Raw genomic sequence first — 14,878 nt, forward strand, 5'->3', positions numbered from 1 at the left:
CCTATGATACTGGAAAGCGGCGGCCACACGAAATCAACAAGGTGACAGCATGACGATGGCTGGGTATTGTGGCTGCTTGTTTCATCCCGACAAGACCTTATGCTGACATTGATCCATGCCCATTTCTTAGCGCACACTCGCCTCTATTTAACCTTTATTATCATTATCTTATTGGTGCTTGCGCCCACCTTGCCCAAGGTACCACCTGGCGAGCATTTAACGCATATCCAAGCAAAAGATTTTATCACGGCTCAGACGCGCAACACGCCCACGACTTACTACGAGGGTCGCCAGGGACCCACTGGGTTTGAGTATGAGCTGATGCATCAGTTTGCCGAGTATTTGGGAGTAAGCCTCAATCTCAACGCCAAACATCACCCTGAAAGCGTCTTGTCGGCCGTGCGTGAACAAGGCGATTTTGGCGCTGCCGCCCTACCACTACTCCCTGACGCATCCGATGTGCACTACACGCGCCCCATCATTCAAATGCAACCACTACTGGTGTACCGGCGCGGTTTACACGGCATAAAGGCACCCAGCGACCTGGTAGGCCTTGAGATTGGCACGCTAAGCCAGGCAGGTACCAGCGAAGCGCTGCGCGAGTTGCAGCGCGACTACGCTGACTTAAGCTGGAAAGAGTCTCACGCATTGGATGTCGATGAACTGCTTGTCCAGGTCGAGAGCGGCGTACTCGACGCAGCGGTTATTTTTGATCATCAGTTCCGGCTTAACCGACTCTTTTTCCCCGATGTAGAGCGCGGATTTTTAATGGGCGACCCGCTTTCCATGGTATGGGCGCTTCCTCGCGGCCGCGGTTTAGGGCTGCTCGGAGCCGCCAATGACTTCCTGCAAACCCTTCAGGAAAATGGCACGCTCGACCATCTGGTTAACCGCTACTTTGGTCATGATGATTATTTAGAGTATGTGGGTACGCGCACCTTTTTGGCGCACCTGGATGCGCGCCTACCCCAGTTTACCGACCTGTTTAAGCAGGCGGCACGTGACACAGGATTTGACTGGAAACTGCTGGCGGCAGTGGGTTATCAGGAATCCCACTGGGACGCGGAAGCGGTGTCCCCCACCGGCGTGCGAGGCGTTATGATGCTCACCCACCCTACCGCCAGCGAAATGGGTGTGGATAACCGCCGAGACGCGGCGCAAAGCATTGATGGGGGCGCCCGCTACCTGCGCAGCCTTAAAGACCGCCTGCCTGAAAGCATTACCGGAGATGATCGTCTTTATATGGCCATGGCGGCCTACAATGTTGGCCTTGGTCACCTTTACGATGCCCGTAAAATTACCCAAGAGCTCGGTGGGGACCCCAACCGCTGGCAAGATGTTCGCGAGGCGCTTCCCCTGTTACAGCAACAGGAGTGGCATAGCCAAACGCGCCACGGCTATGCGCGTGGCGGTGAGCCGGTCATTTATGTGCGCAATATCCGGCGCTACTACGAGATGCTGGAGTACGTTGAGCACAGCCGTCAGCAATTTTTCCAGTTAGGTCAAACCGCAACCAGCGATTCTCTCCTACTGCCATTTGAGTTAATTCCGCCGTTGAATCAATAGCCTCACTACAGAGCCTTCCAACTCGCCCCCACCTTGCCCTTCGTGGTTAAAGAAAATTTCTGGCGTTTGGATTACGCTTTTCAAATAGCAGGTAAAAACGTACTGGCGATTACAAGCGTTTATCCTGCGCCTGCGACCAGGGCATTGTACCTGAGTACTTTATGCCAACCTGGTTGGATAAGCAGTTGGCCATGTCTGGTTAGACCCATAGAAACGGGTTAGATAGATAAGAGTTGGTTACATCGAAAACCATTAATTACTTCGCCGGAAGGCATGCACAGCCATCAGCTAACCGACCACGTACTGTTTCCTACTTGGCAGACGGCTTCCGCCAGGTTCAGGTTGAAGGGAGTGACGATGAAAGACACCGAACTGACGCAGCGTAAGAACGACCATCTGGATATCGTGCTACACCCAAACCAGGCCGCTAGTACCCTTCGCCCAGGCTTTGAACACTGGCGCTTTGAGCATTGTGCGCTGCCGGAATTAAACCTGGATGATATTGATCTGGGGACTTACCTGTTCGGGCAACCTCTAAAAGCACCCATCCTCATCAGTTCGATGACCGGCGGAGCGAGCCGAGCCAAGGATATCAACCGGCACTTGGCAGAGGCCGCTCAAACGCTGGGCCTTGCCATGGGCGTGGGTTCACAACGCGTAGCCATTGAAGGCGAAGCCAACTGGGGCCTCACGAGTGAACTGCGCCGAATTGCCCCGGATATCCCACTGCTGGCCAACCTGGGAGCCGCCCAAATTAAAGGCGAACGCGGGCTTGATTATGGCCGCCGCGCGGTTGATATGATCGAAGCTAACGCACTAATCATTCATCTCAACCCGCTACAGGAAGCGCTGCAAACCGGTGGAGATCGCGACTGGCGTGGCATACTCACCGCCATTGAGCGCACCGTGGCCGCGCTGGACGTGCCTGTGGTGGTCAAGGAAGTGGGGGCTGGGCTGTCTGTTTCTGTGGGTCGTCAACTTGCCGAAGCGGGCGTGGCGATGCTGGACGTTGCGGGCGCGGGTGGCACCAGTTGGGCGGCCGTTGAGGGTGAGCGCGCCAGCACGCCACAAGCGCGTGCCATCGCTATGGCCTTCGCCGACTGGGGAATCCCCACCTCACAAGCATTGCACGATTTGCGCCAGGCACTGCCCGGTATGCCGCTGATCGCTTCAGGCGGGGTGGCCAGCGGTATTGATGCGGCTAAAGCGCTCTGTTTAGGCGCTCATCTGGTAGGTCAGGCAGCGGCGGTGCTGGGCAGCGCCACCACCTCAAGCGATGCCGTTATCGAGCACTTTCAAACGCTCATTGAGCAGCTGCGCGTTGCCTGTTTTTGTACCGGCAGCGCGGACCTGGTGGCGTTAAAGCACACGACGCTTACGCAGGTTGAGGCGGGGGCATAAGCCACTACGCGGTCATATCACCGTTATATAGCCACGTTCACGCACTCCAAGCCTTTGCTCTGCAACTCATTGTGCGTGGCCACCAAGTGATGTTTATCCAGTGACACGCCAGAGAGAGCTATAAAACACGCTAGCGCCTTGCCGCAAAAAACGCTTTTAATAACTTGCTGGCCGATGGCGCCAGCACGCCCGCCGTCACCTCTACATGGTGATTAAACCACGGCTGGGCCAGCAGGTTAGCCTTGGATTCCACCATACCGGTACGAGGCTCAGCAGCGCCATAAACCAAACGCTTTAGGCGTGCATGCACAATGGCGCCCGCGCACATCATGCACGGCTCCAGCGTGACATACAGCGTACACCCTTCCAGCCGGTAGTTGGCACTCTGCTGCCCGGCTTCACGCAGGGCACGAATTTCCGCATGGCCGCTTGGGTCACAGCTCAGCACCGGCGCATTGTGGGCAGCGGCAAGAATCTCTCCTTCGCTATTCACCACCACGGCCCCTACCGGCACTTCGCCCGCCTCAGCCGCCAAATGTGCCTGTTCAAGGGCACGGTGCATGTAAAATTCATCGCTGCGTATCAAGGCAAACTCCGCTAAGGTAGCAAAATGATGGTAGCAACGGCGGCCTCGCCGTATGTGATGTCCGCCACTATGGGCAACAATAGATAGCACCAAGGATACCTGGAATGACCGACGCGCTGAATACGTTAGTAAACCTGCTTGAGCTTGAAGTCCTCGAAGAGACGCTCTTTCGAGGGCAAAGCCAGGACCTGGGCTTTCCTCAGCTTTATGGCGGACAGGTGCTTGGTCAAGCGCTCGCGGCGGCCTCACGTACAGTACCCGCTGAGCGTCACCCACACTCTCAACACGGTTACTTTCTTCGCCCTGGCGACCCGCACCGCCCCGTGGTCTATCAGGTGGATAACGTACGCGATGGCGGGAGCTTTACCACGCGCCGCGTTACGGCGATTCAAAAAGGCCGACCGATCTTCTTCTGTAGCGCCTCGTTTCACAGCCCTGAAGAAGGTTTTCATCACCAGCGCGCCATGCCTCAAGTCGAGTCGCCGGAAGCCTTGATTGAGAGCGGCGCCGCCAAGCACTCACGCTTTCCGGGCCACCCTATCGAGTTTTTGCATATTAAAGGCAACCCAGATGGCGGCGACCCGGCCGGGCAGTGTTTATGGTTCCGCTTTGCAGGCACGCTACCCAATGCCCCCGCCCTGCACCGGCACTTGCTCTCCTACGCCTCTGATTTCAATCTGCTGACCACCAGTTTACTGCCCCATGGCATTCAGTTCACTGACCCGAAGCTGCGTATCGCAAGCCTTGACCACGCGCTATGGCTTCATGAGGACGCACGGCTGGATGAGTGGCTTTTATACGTCATAGATTCCCCCTGGGCAGGCGACTCGCGAGGCCTGGCACGCGGTCATATCTATCGCCGTGATGGCCGCTTGATTGCCTCTACCGCACAGGAAGGGCTGACTCGCATGCATGACGCGCCGATTCGCTAAGCTTCGTACAAAAGCCTTTAGACGTCGCTCCTTAAAAGCACAACGCCCGCAGCAAGTGCGGGCGTTGATAGTAGCGATTAAACCGGCGTGTTAAACAACACCCGAAACATCACTGGCCATAAGCCTCATCGATCGTTTTGAGCGGGTAGTGAGCCGGGTACGGTTTGCGCGCCACGCCTGAATCTACTGCCGCCTGGGCCACCGCGGAAGAAACGCGCTCCAGCAAGCGAATATCGACTGGCGTGGGGATAATGTACTCACGACCAAAGCTCATTTCCGTACGCTCATAGGCATTCAACACTTCCTCGGGAACCGGCTCGCGGGCCAGATCCTTAAGCGCATGCACAGCGGCAAGCTTCATGGCTTCGTTAATCCGTGTAGCGCGCACATCCAACGCCCCACGGAAAATAAACGGAAAGCCCAACACGTTGTTTACCTGGTTTGGGAAGTCTGAACGGCCGGTCGCCATAATCACATCCGGGCGCGCTTCACGGGCAACGTCAGGATGAATTTCCGGGTCCGGGTTGGTGCAGGCGAAAATCACCGGGTCAGCGGCCATCTTTTTAACCTGCTCAGCCGACAGCAAGCCTGGGCCAGAAAGTCCAATAAACACATCGGCGCCGTCGATAGCATCATCCAGCGTGCGCATGTCAGTATCCAGCGCAAACTCTGCCTTGTACTCATTGATACCCTCACGGCCGGTATGGATAACGCCACGGCGATCCAGCATCACCAGGTTCTCTTTTTTGGCGCCACACGAAACCAGCAGGCGCATGCAGGCAATCGCTGCCGCACCGGCCCCCATGCAAACGATCTTCACGCTATCTATCGTTTTACCAGCGATTTCCAACGCGTTCAGCATACCCGCAGCCGTTACAATAGCCGTGCCGTGCTGGTCATCGTGGAAGACGGGGATATTGCAGCGCTCAACCAGCGCTTTTTCAATCTCAAAGCACTCGGGCGCTTTGATATCTTCAAGATTAATGCCGCCCCAGGTATCGGCAATGCGGGCAACGGTGTCGATAAACGCCTGCGGGCTTTCGGCGTCTACTTCAACATCTACCGAGTTGATCCCGGCAAAGCACTTGAACAATACGCCCTTGCCTTCCATCACCGGCTTACTGGCCAGCGGGCCAAGATTCCCCAAGCCTAAAATGGCGCTGCCATCGGTAATAACGGCGACCAAATTTCCCTTGCCCGTATAACGGTAAGCATTTTCAGGATCGCGGGCAATTTCGCGAACCGGCTCAGCAACGCCTGGGCTATATGCCAGTGCCAAGTCCCGGGCTGTTGCGGTGGGTTTGGTTAACTCCACCGATAGCTTGCCAGGAATCGGTTTCGCATGATAGTCCAGTGCTGCCTGCTTATTTGCATCCGTCATAATGAGGGTCCAATTAGCCTAAAATAGATATAAGTGCTTCCAGAATATAGAAAAACCCAAGGCGCCTCAAGCGCGCCGTCAACTCAAAAAGAAAACGCTTTTTTTAGCGATTTTTCCTTCACGTTAATTACTTTTCCCAACCATTTGCTGAATCTTATGCAGAAGCATTTTAGCTATAACGCATTGCTTATTGCTGTATCGCAGCATTTATGAAAAACCCTTCCATCTCGCCATTTGTTCATCCAAACAGGCATTTATAGAAATTCGCCCATAAAAAAACCCACGCCGTAGCGTGGGTTTTTCTTACAAGTACCTGGTATTTTACCCGCACTTGCAGTGTGGCTGATCCGTCAGGATTAGCCGCGCTTAACAGCAGCGCCGAAACGCTTGTTGAAGCGCTCTACACGGCCACCGGTGGTCGCTTGCTTCTGCTTACCTGTGTAGAACGGGTGGCAGTTGGAGCATACGTCTAGCGAGAAATCCTGGCCAGAAGTAGAGCCTACCTGGAAGCTAGCACCGCAAGAGCAGTTAGCGGTGACCGTATTGTAATTCGGGTGAATACCTTGTCTCATCGTGATGATCTCTCAAGCGGTATGCCGCCACCTGATCCGTTGCCAGGCACCGCATACGGGTTTGGAAAAACTACTAACCGGTTAACCGTCTGATCGTTTAGATTCAGAGCGGCCGCATATTTTAGCAAAATTTATCGCCGGAGGCCAATTGCCTGACACTGTTTCTTTGCAGGTGCTAAAAGTCGCCTTGCCGTCCCCACTCCGACGCCTGTTTGATTACCTGCCCGCCAGCCGCACTCCCCCTTGCGGCTGGCAGCCTGGGCTTCGTGTACGCGTACCCTTTGGGCGGCGCGAAGTGGTGGGCGTGGTAGTTGAACTGGCTGCCACCAGCGAACTACCACGCAGCCAGTTACGTGCTGTCAGCGAAGCGCTGGATGATGCACCACTTCCCAATGACTGGCTGTGGCTATGCCGGTTTGCCGCACGCTACTACCAACACAGCCTGGGCGATACGCTCCATCATGCGCTGCCTGCACGGCTGCGCCAGGGCCACCCAATGGCTGGGCGCACGCAAACGCTGTGGTTTGCCGTAACGCATACCCCGCCGGATTTAAGCCGAGCGCCCAAACAAGCCGAGCTGTATGCGCTTTTATGCCAGCATCCGCACGGCCTGCCTTCACGGGCTGTCAGCGCCCACGGCTTTAGCCGCGACCAGCTGCTAGCACTGGGCAAGAAGGGGCTGGTCACCCACCAGGAAATCACCCTGACCGCCCCCGAGACGCCGAGTGGCAGTTTGCTTGCCACACCGGCACTGCCGCTCAATCGTGAGCAGGCCACCGCCCTTGCGGCGCTACACGAAAAGCTTGAAAGCTACCACCCTTGCCTGCTGGAAGGCGTTACCGGCAGCGGCAAGACAGAAGTGTATCTGCAGCTTATTGAAGCAATTGCCGCCAAAGGCAAGCAGTCGCTGGTATTGGTGCCGGAAATCGGCCTGACGCCGCAAACCCTGGCGCGCTTTAGAAACCGTTTTCGGGTGCCCGTGGTGGCACTCCACTCCGGCTTAACCGACCCCGAACGGCTGGACGTTTGGGAAGCCGCGGCAAACGGGCGGGCGCTGATTATCATCGGAACACGCTCGGCGATCTTTACCCCGCTTGCCAACCCAGGCGCGATCATTGTCGATGAAGAGCACGACGGCTCTTACAAGCAGCACGACGGGCTGCGTTACCACGCCCGCGACCTGGCCGTTGCACGCGCTCATTACCACGGCATTCCACTACTGCTGGGCAGCGCCACACCTTCGCTTGAGAGCCTACAGCAGGCGCTTTCCGGTAGTTATCGCCACCTGCGCCTTACTCAGCGGCCCAGCCGTCATCAGCCCGCCAAGCTGGAGCTTCTTGATTTACGCCACCAGCGCCGCCAGGGGGGCCTGCTACCGGGTGCTATCAAAGCGATCAAAAGCACCTTGAGTTCGGGCAAGCAGGTGCTGATTTTCATCAACCGGCGCGGCTTTGCGCCGTCGCTTGCCTGCCACGCCTGCGGCTGGATGGCGGAATGCGGCCAGTGCGACTCACGCATGACGCTGCACCGCCAGCCGCCGCTACTTGCCTGCCACCACTGCGATAGCCGTCGCGCCCTGCCGGATGCCTGCCCCGAGTGCGGCAGCGGCGACTTACGTGCGCTGGGAAGCGGCACCGAGCGTACCGAAGAGACGCTCCAGGGCCTTTTCCCCAAGGTCACCGTGCACCGTATTGATCGCGACAGCACCCGCAAGAAAGACAGCTTTGAGCAGATCCTAAAAGAGATTCAGCGGGGTGAGCCTTGCCTGCTGGTGGGTACGCAGATGCTTGCCAAAGGGCATCATCTGCCTCACGTCACACTGGTGGTTGTGGTGAATGCTGACGGCGGTCTTTACGCCGCCGACTTCCGTGCCCTGGAGCATAGCGCGCAGCTGCTGGAACAGGTGGCCGGGCGCGCAGGACGTGCAGCCGACCAAGGGCGGGTACTGGTGCAAACACTGCATCCGGATGACCCTCACTTAGGGCTGCTGGCCGAACAGGGCTATGGAGCATTGGCGAGAAACTTACTGGAAGAGCGCCGCCAGGCACACCTGCCGCCGTTCACGTTTATGGCGCTACTACGGATCGAAAGCCCCCAGGAACCGGCGGCCCTTGCCTTAGCGCAACAGGCAGGCCAAGCGCTGCGCGAGTGGCTGAAAACGTCGGGCCTTACCACTTACTGCCTGGGCCCCGTGCCTGCGCCCATGGAGCGACGCCAAAATCGCTACCACATGCACTTGATGCTGACCGCCAATAAGCGCAGTCAATTGCACGTGGCGGCCAGTTGGCTGGTGCAATGGCTTGAGGCCAACCGCGAGGCGCGCAAGGTGCGCTGGTCGATTGATATCGACCCTCAAACGCTTGCCTAGCCTGCGTCGCCGCCGTTGAAAATAGCCAGGATTGCCAAGGGCACTTATGCAAGGATCGCATCAACACCTTTGAAACTGCGCGCCAAATGCTGATAATGGCCGCTTTGCTGATGCACTTCGTAAGTGCGCACTTGCACACGCCGCCACCGACGTTACCCGGATACCTAAATGAAAGACACGATTGTTTCCCTGCTCAACGGCGCCATTGATGCGCTTAAGCACCAAGGCGTGCTGCCTGATGACCTTCAGCCCAACATCAAAGTTGACCCCACCAAAGACAAGGCGCACGGCGATTACGCCACGAACCTGGCACTCATGCTGGCCAAGCCTGCTGGTAAAAACCCTCGTGAGCTGGCCGAGGCGCTGATTGCCGCGCTGCCAGAAAGCGATGCACTTCAAAAAACCGAAATTGCTGGGCCCGGGTTTATCAACTTTTTTGCCGCCGCAGATGCCGCCGCCCAAATTGTGGCGCAAGTGCTGGATAGCGGCGACGCCTTTGGCCGCAGCATGGTGGGTAAGGCGGAAAAAGTGCAGGTCGAATTTGTATCGGCCAACCCAACAGGCCCGTTACACGTAGGCCACGGCCGCGGCGCCGCGATTGGCGACTGCCTGTGCCGCCTGCTGGAAGCAACCGGTTACGACGTCACGCGTGAGTTTTACTACAACGATGCCGGCGCGCAGATTGCCAACCTGGCCCGTTCGGTACAGGCGCGCGCCAAAAATCTGGGCCCTGATGATGAAAGCTGGCCGGAAGACGGCTATCGCGGCGAATACATTACCGATGTCGCTAACGACTACCTGGCGGGTAAAACGGTCACTGCCGATGACCGTGAAGTAACCGCTAAGGCAGACGCTGATGACCTGGAGGCCATTCAAGAGTTTGCCGTTGCCTGGCTGCGTCGCGAACAGGATCTGGACCTAAAGGCTTTCGGCGTTGAATTTGACGTGTACTTCCTGGAGTCATCGCTTTATCAGGACGGCAAGGTCAACGAAGCGGCTGAAAAACTCGTCGCCAACGGCCACACCTATGAAGAAGATGGCGCCATGTGGCTGCGTACCACTGACTTTGGCGATGACAAAGACCGCGTCATGCGCAAGCGTGAAGGCGGCTATACCTACTTCCTGCCCGACGTTGCTTACCACCTGGATAAATGGCAGCGCGGCTTTACCACCGTGATTAACGAGCAGGGGGCCGACCACCACTCGACCGTTACCCGTGTGCGTGCGGGCCTTCAAGCGCTGGAAGTGGGCATTCCCAAAGGCTGGCCCGACTACGTACTGCACCAGATGGTGATGGTCACGCGCTCTGGCGTTGAAGTAAAACTCTCCAAGCGGGCAGGCAGCTACGTTACGGTGCGTGACCTGATTGATGAAGTGGGCCGTGATGCCACGCGCTTCTTCCTCGCTGCACGCCGCGCCGACTCACAGCTAACTTTCGATATTGACCTAGCGCGCTCACAGTCCAACGACAACCCGGTGTACTACATTCAGTACGCCCACGCACGCGTAAGCAGCATGCTGCGTAAAACAGAGGCAGCGGGCCAGCCTTTTGATCATGCCTTGGCGCTTGCCAACCTCGCGCTGCTGGGAAGCGACCAGGAAAAAGCCGTGCTTAACCGCCTGGCGCGCTATCCAGAAGTGGTTCAAAACGCGGCGAAAAACCGCGAACCGCAGCAAGTGGCGCAGTATCTACTGGACCTGGCGGGGGATTTCCATACCTGCTACAACGCGGTCAAAGTCATGGTCGAAGACGATACGCTTCGTAACGTGCGTCTCTCGCTGGGTCTGGCAACCCGTCAGGTACTGCGTAATGGCCTGGACTTGATGGGCGTTAGTGCCCCCGAGGAGATGTAAGCCATGGCCAGCCCGCGCAAAAAGCCTGCTCGCCCTCGCCAGGGCGCTACCTCGCAGCGTAAAGCCCCTCGCTCCACCAAAGGCAGAGGGTTTCGCCTGCCGGGCTGGGTATGGGGTCTTGCCGGTATGGCCGCAGGTTTTTTCCTTGCTCAGCACCAGCACGGCACGGCGCCCTGGCAGGACACGCCAAGTGACCAGCCGCAGGCAACGGTACTCTCCAAACCCGAAAGTGCCGAGCGTGCCGCCGCCAGGGAAAACGAAACCGCAAGCGAACCCTCGATGCCCACGTTCGAGTTCTATACCTTGCTGCCTGAAACCGAGGTCATTGCCCCGGGTGTCACGCTTCCTTCAAGCGTTACCCGCCCGGAAGTTGCCGAGCAAGTTGATGTGCAAGCCGCCGAGAGCGCCTCAACCCAAACGTCATCAACTGACGACCCTATCGCTCAGGTGATTGCGGCCAACACGCGGCCGGAAGAGCAGGCAAGTACCGCGCAGCCGACAGCCCCCGCCAGCACCAGCGCGCCTAATCGCTACGTATTGCAGGCCGCTTCGTTTCGTGAGCTAAGCGATGCCGAGCAACTACGCAGCCGGTTACGTAATTTGAGCCTACTGGCGCAAATCAGCGAAGTGCAAGCAGGCGGCGATACGTGGCACCGTGTCCAGGTAGGCCCTTACGAAGACACACGCGAGTTGAACCGCGCCCAGGATTTAATGACCACGCAAGGCATTGAACCCTTGTTGATACAGCTGCAAAACTGATTTTAATAACCGGGCCTCAAACGAATAAAGCGGTAGGCGTTACCCAGCGGGCGGTTGATTTTTTATCAGCCGCCCGCATTTTATTGTTCATCGTCTTTTATAGGCGGTCGCTCTATCATCGTTTAAGCGGCCGTTCAGTTATCGGGAGCACGCCTCCCCCAAGGAGTTATCTCCATGACCACTATCGTATCCGTACGTCGCGGTAATCAGGTTGCCCTGGCAGGCGACGGCCAGGTATCACTTGGCAACACCGTGATGAAAGGCAACGCCAGCAAGGTGCGTCGCCTTTACCGTGGCAAGGTGCTCGCCGGTTTTGCAGGCGGCACCGCTGACGCATTTACGCTGTTTGAGCGCTTTGAAGCCCAGCTTGAAAAGTACCAGGGTCACTTGACCAAGGCGGCCGTTGAGCTAGCCAAAGACTGGCGCACCGACCGTGCCCTGCGCCGGTTGGAAGCGCTGCTTGCCGTCGCTGACCACAGCGCCTCGCTGATCATTACCGGCAACGGCGATGTGGTTGAGCCTGAACGCGGCATTATCGCGATTGGCTCAGGCGGCAACTTTGCCCAGGCAAGTGCCCGAGCGCTGCTTGAGAATACCGAGCTTTCCGCGCGTGAAATCACCGAGAAATCGCTCCAAATTGCCGGTGACATCTGTGTATTCACCAACCATCACGTGACGCTCGAAGAGCTGAATACCAACGAACGTTGAGGCTGACTTAATGACTCAGATGACACCCCGCGAAATCGTCCACGCGCTTGATCAATACATCATCGGCCAGCAAGACGCCAAGCGCGCCGTTGCCATTGCGCTGCGCAATCGCTGGCGCCGCATGCAGCTTGACGACGACCTGCGTCCTGAAGTAACCCCGAAAAATATTTTGATGATCGGGCCGACCGGTGTGGGTAAAACCGAGATTGCGCGCCGTTTAGCGAAACTCGCCCGTGCGCCGTTTATCAAAGTAGAAGCTACTAAATTTACCGAGGTAGGCTACGTTGGCCGCGATGTGGAATCCATCATTCGTGATTTGATGGAATCGGCCATGAAAATGGTGCGCGAGCATGCCAAAGAGGAAGTCGGCCATCGTGCCGACGATGCCGCTGAAGATCGCGTGCTTGATGCGCTTCTGCCGCCGCCCCGCGGCCAGGAAGACAAGCCTCGTGAAGACTCCAGCACGCGTCAAAGCTTTCGCAAAAAACTGCGCGAAGGCCAGCTGGATGATAAAGAGATAGATATAGAGGTATCTTCCCAGAGCGCGGGTGTCGACATCATGACGCCGCCCGGCATGGAAGAGATGACCAATCAACTGCAGAGCCTGTTTTCCAACATGGGCCAGCAGAAACGCGAGCAGCGCCGCGTAACGGTCAAAGAAGCGCTGGTACTACTGCGCGATGAAGAAGCCGGCAAGCTGGTGAATGAAGATGAAATCAAAGCGCGTGCCGTTGAGGCCGTAGAGCAGCACGGCATCGTGTTCCTCGATGAGATCGACAAAGTTGCCAAGGGCAGCGGACAATCCAGCGGTGGTGAAGTTTCTCGTGAAGGTGTTCAGCGTGACCTGCTACCGTTGATCGAAGGCTCTACGGTTTCCACCAAGTACGGCATGGTAAAAACTGACCATATCCTGTTCATCGCATCCGGCGCTTTCCACTTGGCGCGTCCGTCTGACTTGATCCCCGAGTTACAGGGCCGTCTGCCGATCCGCGTGGAGCTTGATGCGCTAACGCCGGGCGACTTCAAGCGCATTCTGACCGAGCCATCCGCATCATTGACCAAACAGTACCAGGCGCTGCTGGCAACCGAAGGGCTGGGTATTGAGTTCACCCCTGACGGGATTGAGCGTATCGCCGAGATCTCCTGGCAGGTTAACGAAGGCACCGAAAACATCGGCGCTCGCCGCTTGCACACCGTGATGGAGCGCTTGCTGGAAGAAGCCTCGTTCAAGGGCGGCGATATGGACAGCCCGCTGGTCATTGATGCCAATTATGTGAATGCCCAACTAGGTGAACTGGCTGTCGACGAAGACCTGTCGCGCTATATCCTGTAATGATCGCTTAAATCGCTTGCCCACTGATGCCTGTTTCAATGGGGCGCAGAAGGTGGGCAAGCTATCTCGGCAATGAGCCAAGAGGTTTGTGCATGAACGCTCCCGCCCCCAACCGGGTTCACTATCATAAAAAGGCCCGCGAACTTGAGCTTGGCTATGCCAGCGGTGAGAGCTTCCGGCTGCCGATAGAGTTTTTGCGGGTTTACTCGCCCTCTGCAGAGGTACGTGGCCATGGCGGTGATACCGCTGTGCTTCAAGTCGGTAAAAAGGATGTTGGGCTACAAAACATCGTCCAGACAGGCAACTATGCGCTACAGCTTTACTTTGATGACGGGCATAACAGCGGCATTTATAGCTGGGAATACCTGTTTGAACTCGCCACGCATCAAAAAGCCTATTGGGAGAACTATCTGCAGCGGCTAAAAGAAGCCAGTGCATCGCGCGAGCCGGCAGGTATCCAATTCAAGCAGCTGTGATTCGAGAAGCATGCTTCAAGAACCATAAGCCAAGAACCAAACTCAAAAACCATGACCCAGCGCATCCGACCAGGCGCAGACAAATTGGGGCAGACAAGGCTACAATATCGCCAACCTTTTTATACGACGACCATCTGGTCGATTGTTACCGCCTCGAACTCGGGAGCTAAAGCCCCATGAGCCCCACGGAAAAGCGCACCACCGATTTTGGTTATCAAGAAGTCCCGGTCGACGAGAAAGCATCACGTGTAGCGGATGTATTCCACTCGGTCGCCGCCCGTTACGACGTTATGAACGATTTAATGTCGATGGGCATCCACCGTGTCTGGAAACGCTTCACCATTGAGCGTGCGGGCGTTCGCCCCGGCCACCACGTTTTAGATATCGCGGGGGGGACCGGTGATTTAACCCTTAAGTTCTCACGTATTGTTGGCCCACGCGGCAAAGTCGTGCTTGCCGACATCAACGCCTCCATGCTGAAGGTTGGCCGCGACAAGCTGATGGATAATGGCGTCGGTGGCAATGTTGAATACGTTCAGGCCAACGCTGAGTGCTTGCCCTTCCCTGACAATAGCTTTGACTGTATTACGATTGCGTTCGGCTTGCGTAATGTGACCAACAAAGACGCCGCGCTACGCTCCATGGCCCGCGTGCTAAAGCCGGGTGGCCGCTTGCTGGTGCTGGAGTTCTCCAAGCCCAATAACCCGCTGCTTTCTAAAGCCTATGATGAGTACTCTTTCCGCCTGCTGCCTAAAATGGGCGAGCTTGTCGCCGGAGACGGCGAAAGCTACCGCTATTTAGCGGAGTCCATTCGCATGCACCCGAATCAGGAAACGCTTAAAGCGATGATGGAAGCAGCAGGCCTTGAGCGGGTGGAGTACACCAACCTGACGGGCGGCATTGTGGCCCTGCACCGTGGCATCAAGTTATGACGTTATCGTC

At 57.0% G+C, this 14,878-nt stretch carries 13 protein-coding genes; 10 read left to right on the forward strand and 3 right to left on the reverse strand.

The window, feature by feature from the left end; all coding sequences use genetic code 11:
- Window positions 1-99 precede the first annotated feature (99 nt).
- Window positions 100-1,566, forward strand: coding sequence for a membrane-bound lytic murein transglycosylase MltF (mltF, locus tag ACT3RQ_RS13765; RefSeq protein ID WP_444680675.1), 1,467 nt, complete (start codon window positions 100-102; stop codon window positions 1,564-1,566).
- Window positions 1,567-1,923: 357 nt separating this feature from the next.
- Complete coding sequence (gene fni / locus ACT3RQ_RS13770) at window positions 1,924-2,967, forward strand: type 2 isopentenyl-diphosphate Delta-isomerase (RefSeq protein ID WP_193053290.1); 1,044 nt, start codon at window positions 1,924-1,926, stop codon at window positions 2,965-2,967.
- A 130-nt stretch (window positions 2,968-3,097) separates the two neighbouring features.
- On the opposite strand, the gene tadA is transcribed toward fni, so the two are convergent.
- Entirely contained in the window at window positions 3,098-3,550 is a 453-nt protein-coding gene (tadA, locus tag ACT3RQ_RS13775; RefSeq protein WP_217883834.1) for a tRNA adenosine(34) deaminase TadA, read from the reverse strand.
- Window positions 3,551-3,657: 107 nt separating this feature from the next.
- Here tadA and ACT3RQ_RS13780 point away from each other — a divergent pair, with 107 nt between their 5' ends.
- Window positions 3,658-4,485, forward strand: coding sequence for an acyl-CoA thioesterase (locus ACT3RQ_RS13780; RefSeq protein ID WP_193053291.1), 828 nt, complete (start codon window positions 3,658-3,660; stop codon window positions 4,483-4,485).
- A 109-nt stretch (window positions 4,486-4,594) separates the two neighbouring features.
- Here ACT3RQ_RS13780 and ACT3RQ_RS13785 read toward each other — a convergent pair whose 3' ends face one another.
- Together ACT3RQ_RS13785 and rpmE are read right to left on the reverse strand one after the other, a co-directional pair.
- Window positions 4,595-5,866 carry a malic enzyme-like NAD(P)-binding protein gene (locus tag ACT3RQ_RS13785; protein ID WP_172117393.1) on the reverse strand — a complete coding sequence of 424 codons (1,272 nt, stop codon included), beginning with the start codon at window positions 5,864-5,866 and terminating at the stop codon, window positions 4,595-4,597.
- A 356-nt stretch (window positions 5,867-6,222) separates the two neighbouring features.
- Entirely contained in the window at window positions 6,223-6,438 is a 216-nt protein-coding gene (gene rpmE, locus ACT3RQ_RS13790) for a 50S ribosomal protein L31 (RefSeq protein WP_087105934.1), read from the reverse strand.
- Between the two features lie 148 nt (window positions 6,439-6,586).
- On the opposite strand from rpmE, the gene ACT3RQ_RS13795 reads away from it, so the two are divergent.
- The 7 genes from ACT3RQ_RS13795 (at window position 6,587) to ubiE (ending at window position 14,868) form a co-directional block, all read left to right on the forward strand.
- A complete protein-coding gene (locus ACT3RQ_RS13795; protein ID WP_444680676.1) occupies window positions 6,587-8,806 on the forward strand; it encodes a primosomal protein N' in 2,220 nt (739 codons plus the stop codon).
- A gap of 168 nt (window positions 8,807-8,974) precedes the next feature.
- The gene (gene argS / locus ACT3RQ_RS13800) at window positions 8,975-10,660 is read left to right on the forward strand and encodes an arginine--tRNA ligase (RefSeq protein ID WP_444680677.1); all 1,686 of its coding nucleotides are present in this window, start codon (window positions 8,975-8,977) and stop codon (window positions 10,658-10,660) included.
- Window positions 10,661-10,663: 3 nt separating this feature from the next.
- Window positions 10,664-11,419, forward strand: coding sequence for an SPOR domain-containing protein (locus ACT3RQ_RS13805; RefSeq protein WP_193056849.1), 756 nt, complete (start codon window positions 10,664-10,666; stop codon window positions 11,417-11,419).
- 174 nt (window positions 11,420-11,593) lie between these two features.
- Window positions 11,594-12,127 carry an ATP-dependent protease subunit HslV gene (gene hslV, locus ACT3RQ_RS13810; protein ID WP_172117389.1) on the forward strand — a complete coding sequence of 178 codons (534 nt, stop codon included), beginning with the start codon at window positions 11,594-11,596 and terminating at the stop codon, window positions 12,125-12,127.
- Window positions 12,128-12,137: 10 nt separating this feature from the next.
- A complete protein-coding gene (hslU, locus tag ACT3RQ_RS13815) occupies window positions 12,138-13,460 on the forward strand; it encodes an ATP-dependent protease ATPase subunit HslU (RefSeq protein ID WP_172117388.1) in 1,323 nt (440 codons plus the stop codon).
- 92 nt (window positions 13,461-13,552) lie between these two features.
- Window positions 13,553-13,936, forward strand: coding sequence for a gamma-butyrobetaine hydroxylase-like domain-containing protein (locus ACT3RQ_RS13820; protein WP_444680678.1), 384 nt, complete (start codon window positions 13,553-13,555; stop codon window positions 13,934-13,936).
- Between the two features lie 176 nt (window positions 13,937-14,112).
- The gene (gene ubiE / locus ACT3RQ_RS13825) at window positions 14,113-14,868 is read left to right on the forward strand and encodes a bifunctional demethylmenaquinone methyltransferase/2-methoxy-6-polyprenyl-1,4-benzoquinol methylase UbiE (protein ID WP_172117386.1); all 756 of its coding nucleotides are present in this window, start codon (window positions 14,113-14,115) and stop codon (window positions 14,866-14,868) included.
- Window positions 14,869-14,878 lie beyond the last annotated feature (10 nt).

The sequence above is a fragment of the Halomonas sp. AOP43-D1-4 genome, assembly GCF_052446175.1.
GTDB lineage: Bacteria > Pseudomonadota > Gammaproteobacteria > Pseudomonadales > Halomonadaceae > Vreelandella > Vreelandella citrativorans.

Coding starts and splice junctions, on each gene's coding strand:
- mltF (WP_444680675.1), top strand. CDS start 100: ATGCTGACATTGATCCATGCCCATTTCTTAGCGCACACTCGCCTCTAT.
- fni (WP_193053290.1), top strand. CDS start 1,924: ATGAAAGACACCGAACTGACGCAGCGTAAGAACGACCATCTGGATATC.
- ACT3RQ_RS13780 (WP_193053291.1), top strand. CDS start 3,658: ATGACCGACGCGCTGAATACGTTAGTAAACCTGCTTGAGCTTGAAGTC.
- ACT3RQ_RS13785 (WP_172117393.1), bottom strand. CDS start 5,866: ATGACGGATGCAAATAAGCAGGCAGCACTGGACTATCATGCGAAACCG.
- rpmE (WP_087105934.1), bottom strand. CDS start 6,438: ATGAGACAAGGTATTCACCCGAATTACAATACGGTCACCGCTAACTGC.
- argS (WP_444680677.1), top strand. CDS start 8,975: ATGAAAGACACGATTGTTTCCCTGCTCAACGGCGCCATTGATGCGCTT.
- ACT3RQ_RS13805 (WP_193056849.1), top strand. CDS start 10,664: ATGGCCAGCCCGCGCAAAAAGCCTGCTCGCCCTCGCCAGGGCGCTACC.
- hslV (WP_172117389.1), top strand. CDS start 11,594: ATGACCACTATCGTATCCGTACGTCGCGGTAATCAGGTTGCCCTGGCA.
- hslU (WP_172117388.1), top strand. CDS start 12,138: ATGACTCAGATGACACCCCGCGAAATCGTCCACGCGCTTGATCAATAC.
- ACT3RQ_RS13820 (WP_444680678.1), top strand. CDS start 13,553: ATGAACGCTCCCGCCCCCAACCGGGTTCACTATCATAAAAAGGCCCGC.
- ubiE (WP_172117386.1), top strand. CDS start 14,113: ATGAGCCCCACGGAAAAGCGCACCACCGATTTTGGTTATCAAGAAGTC.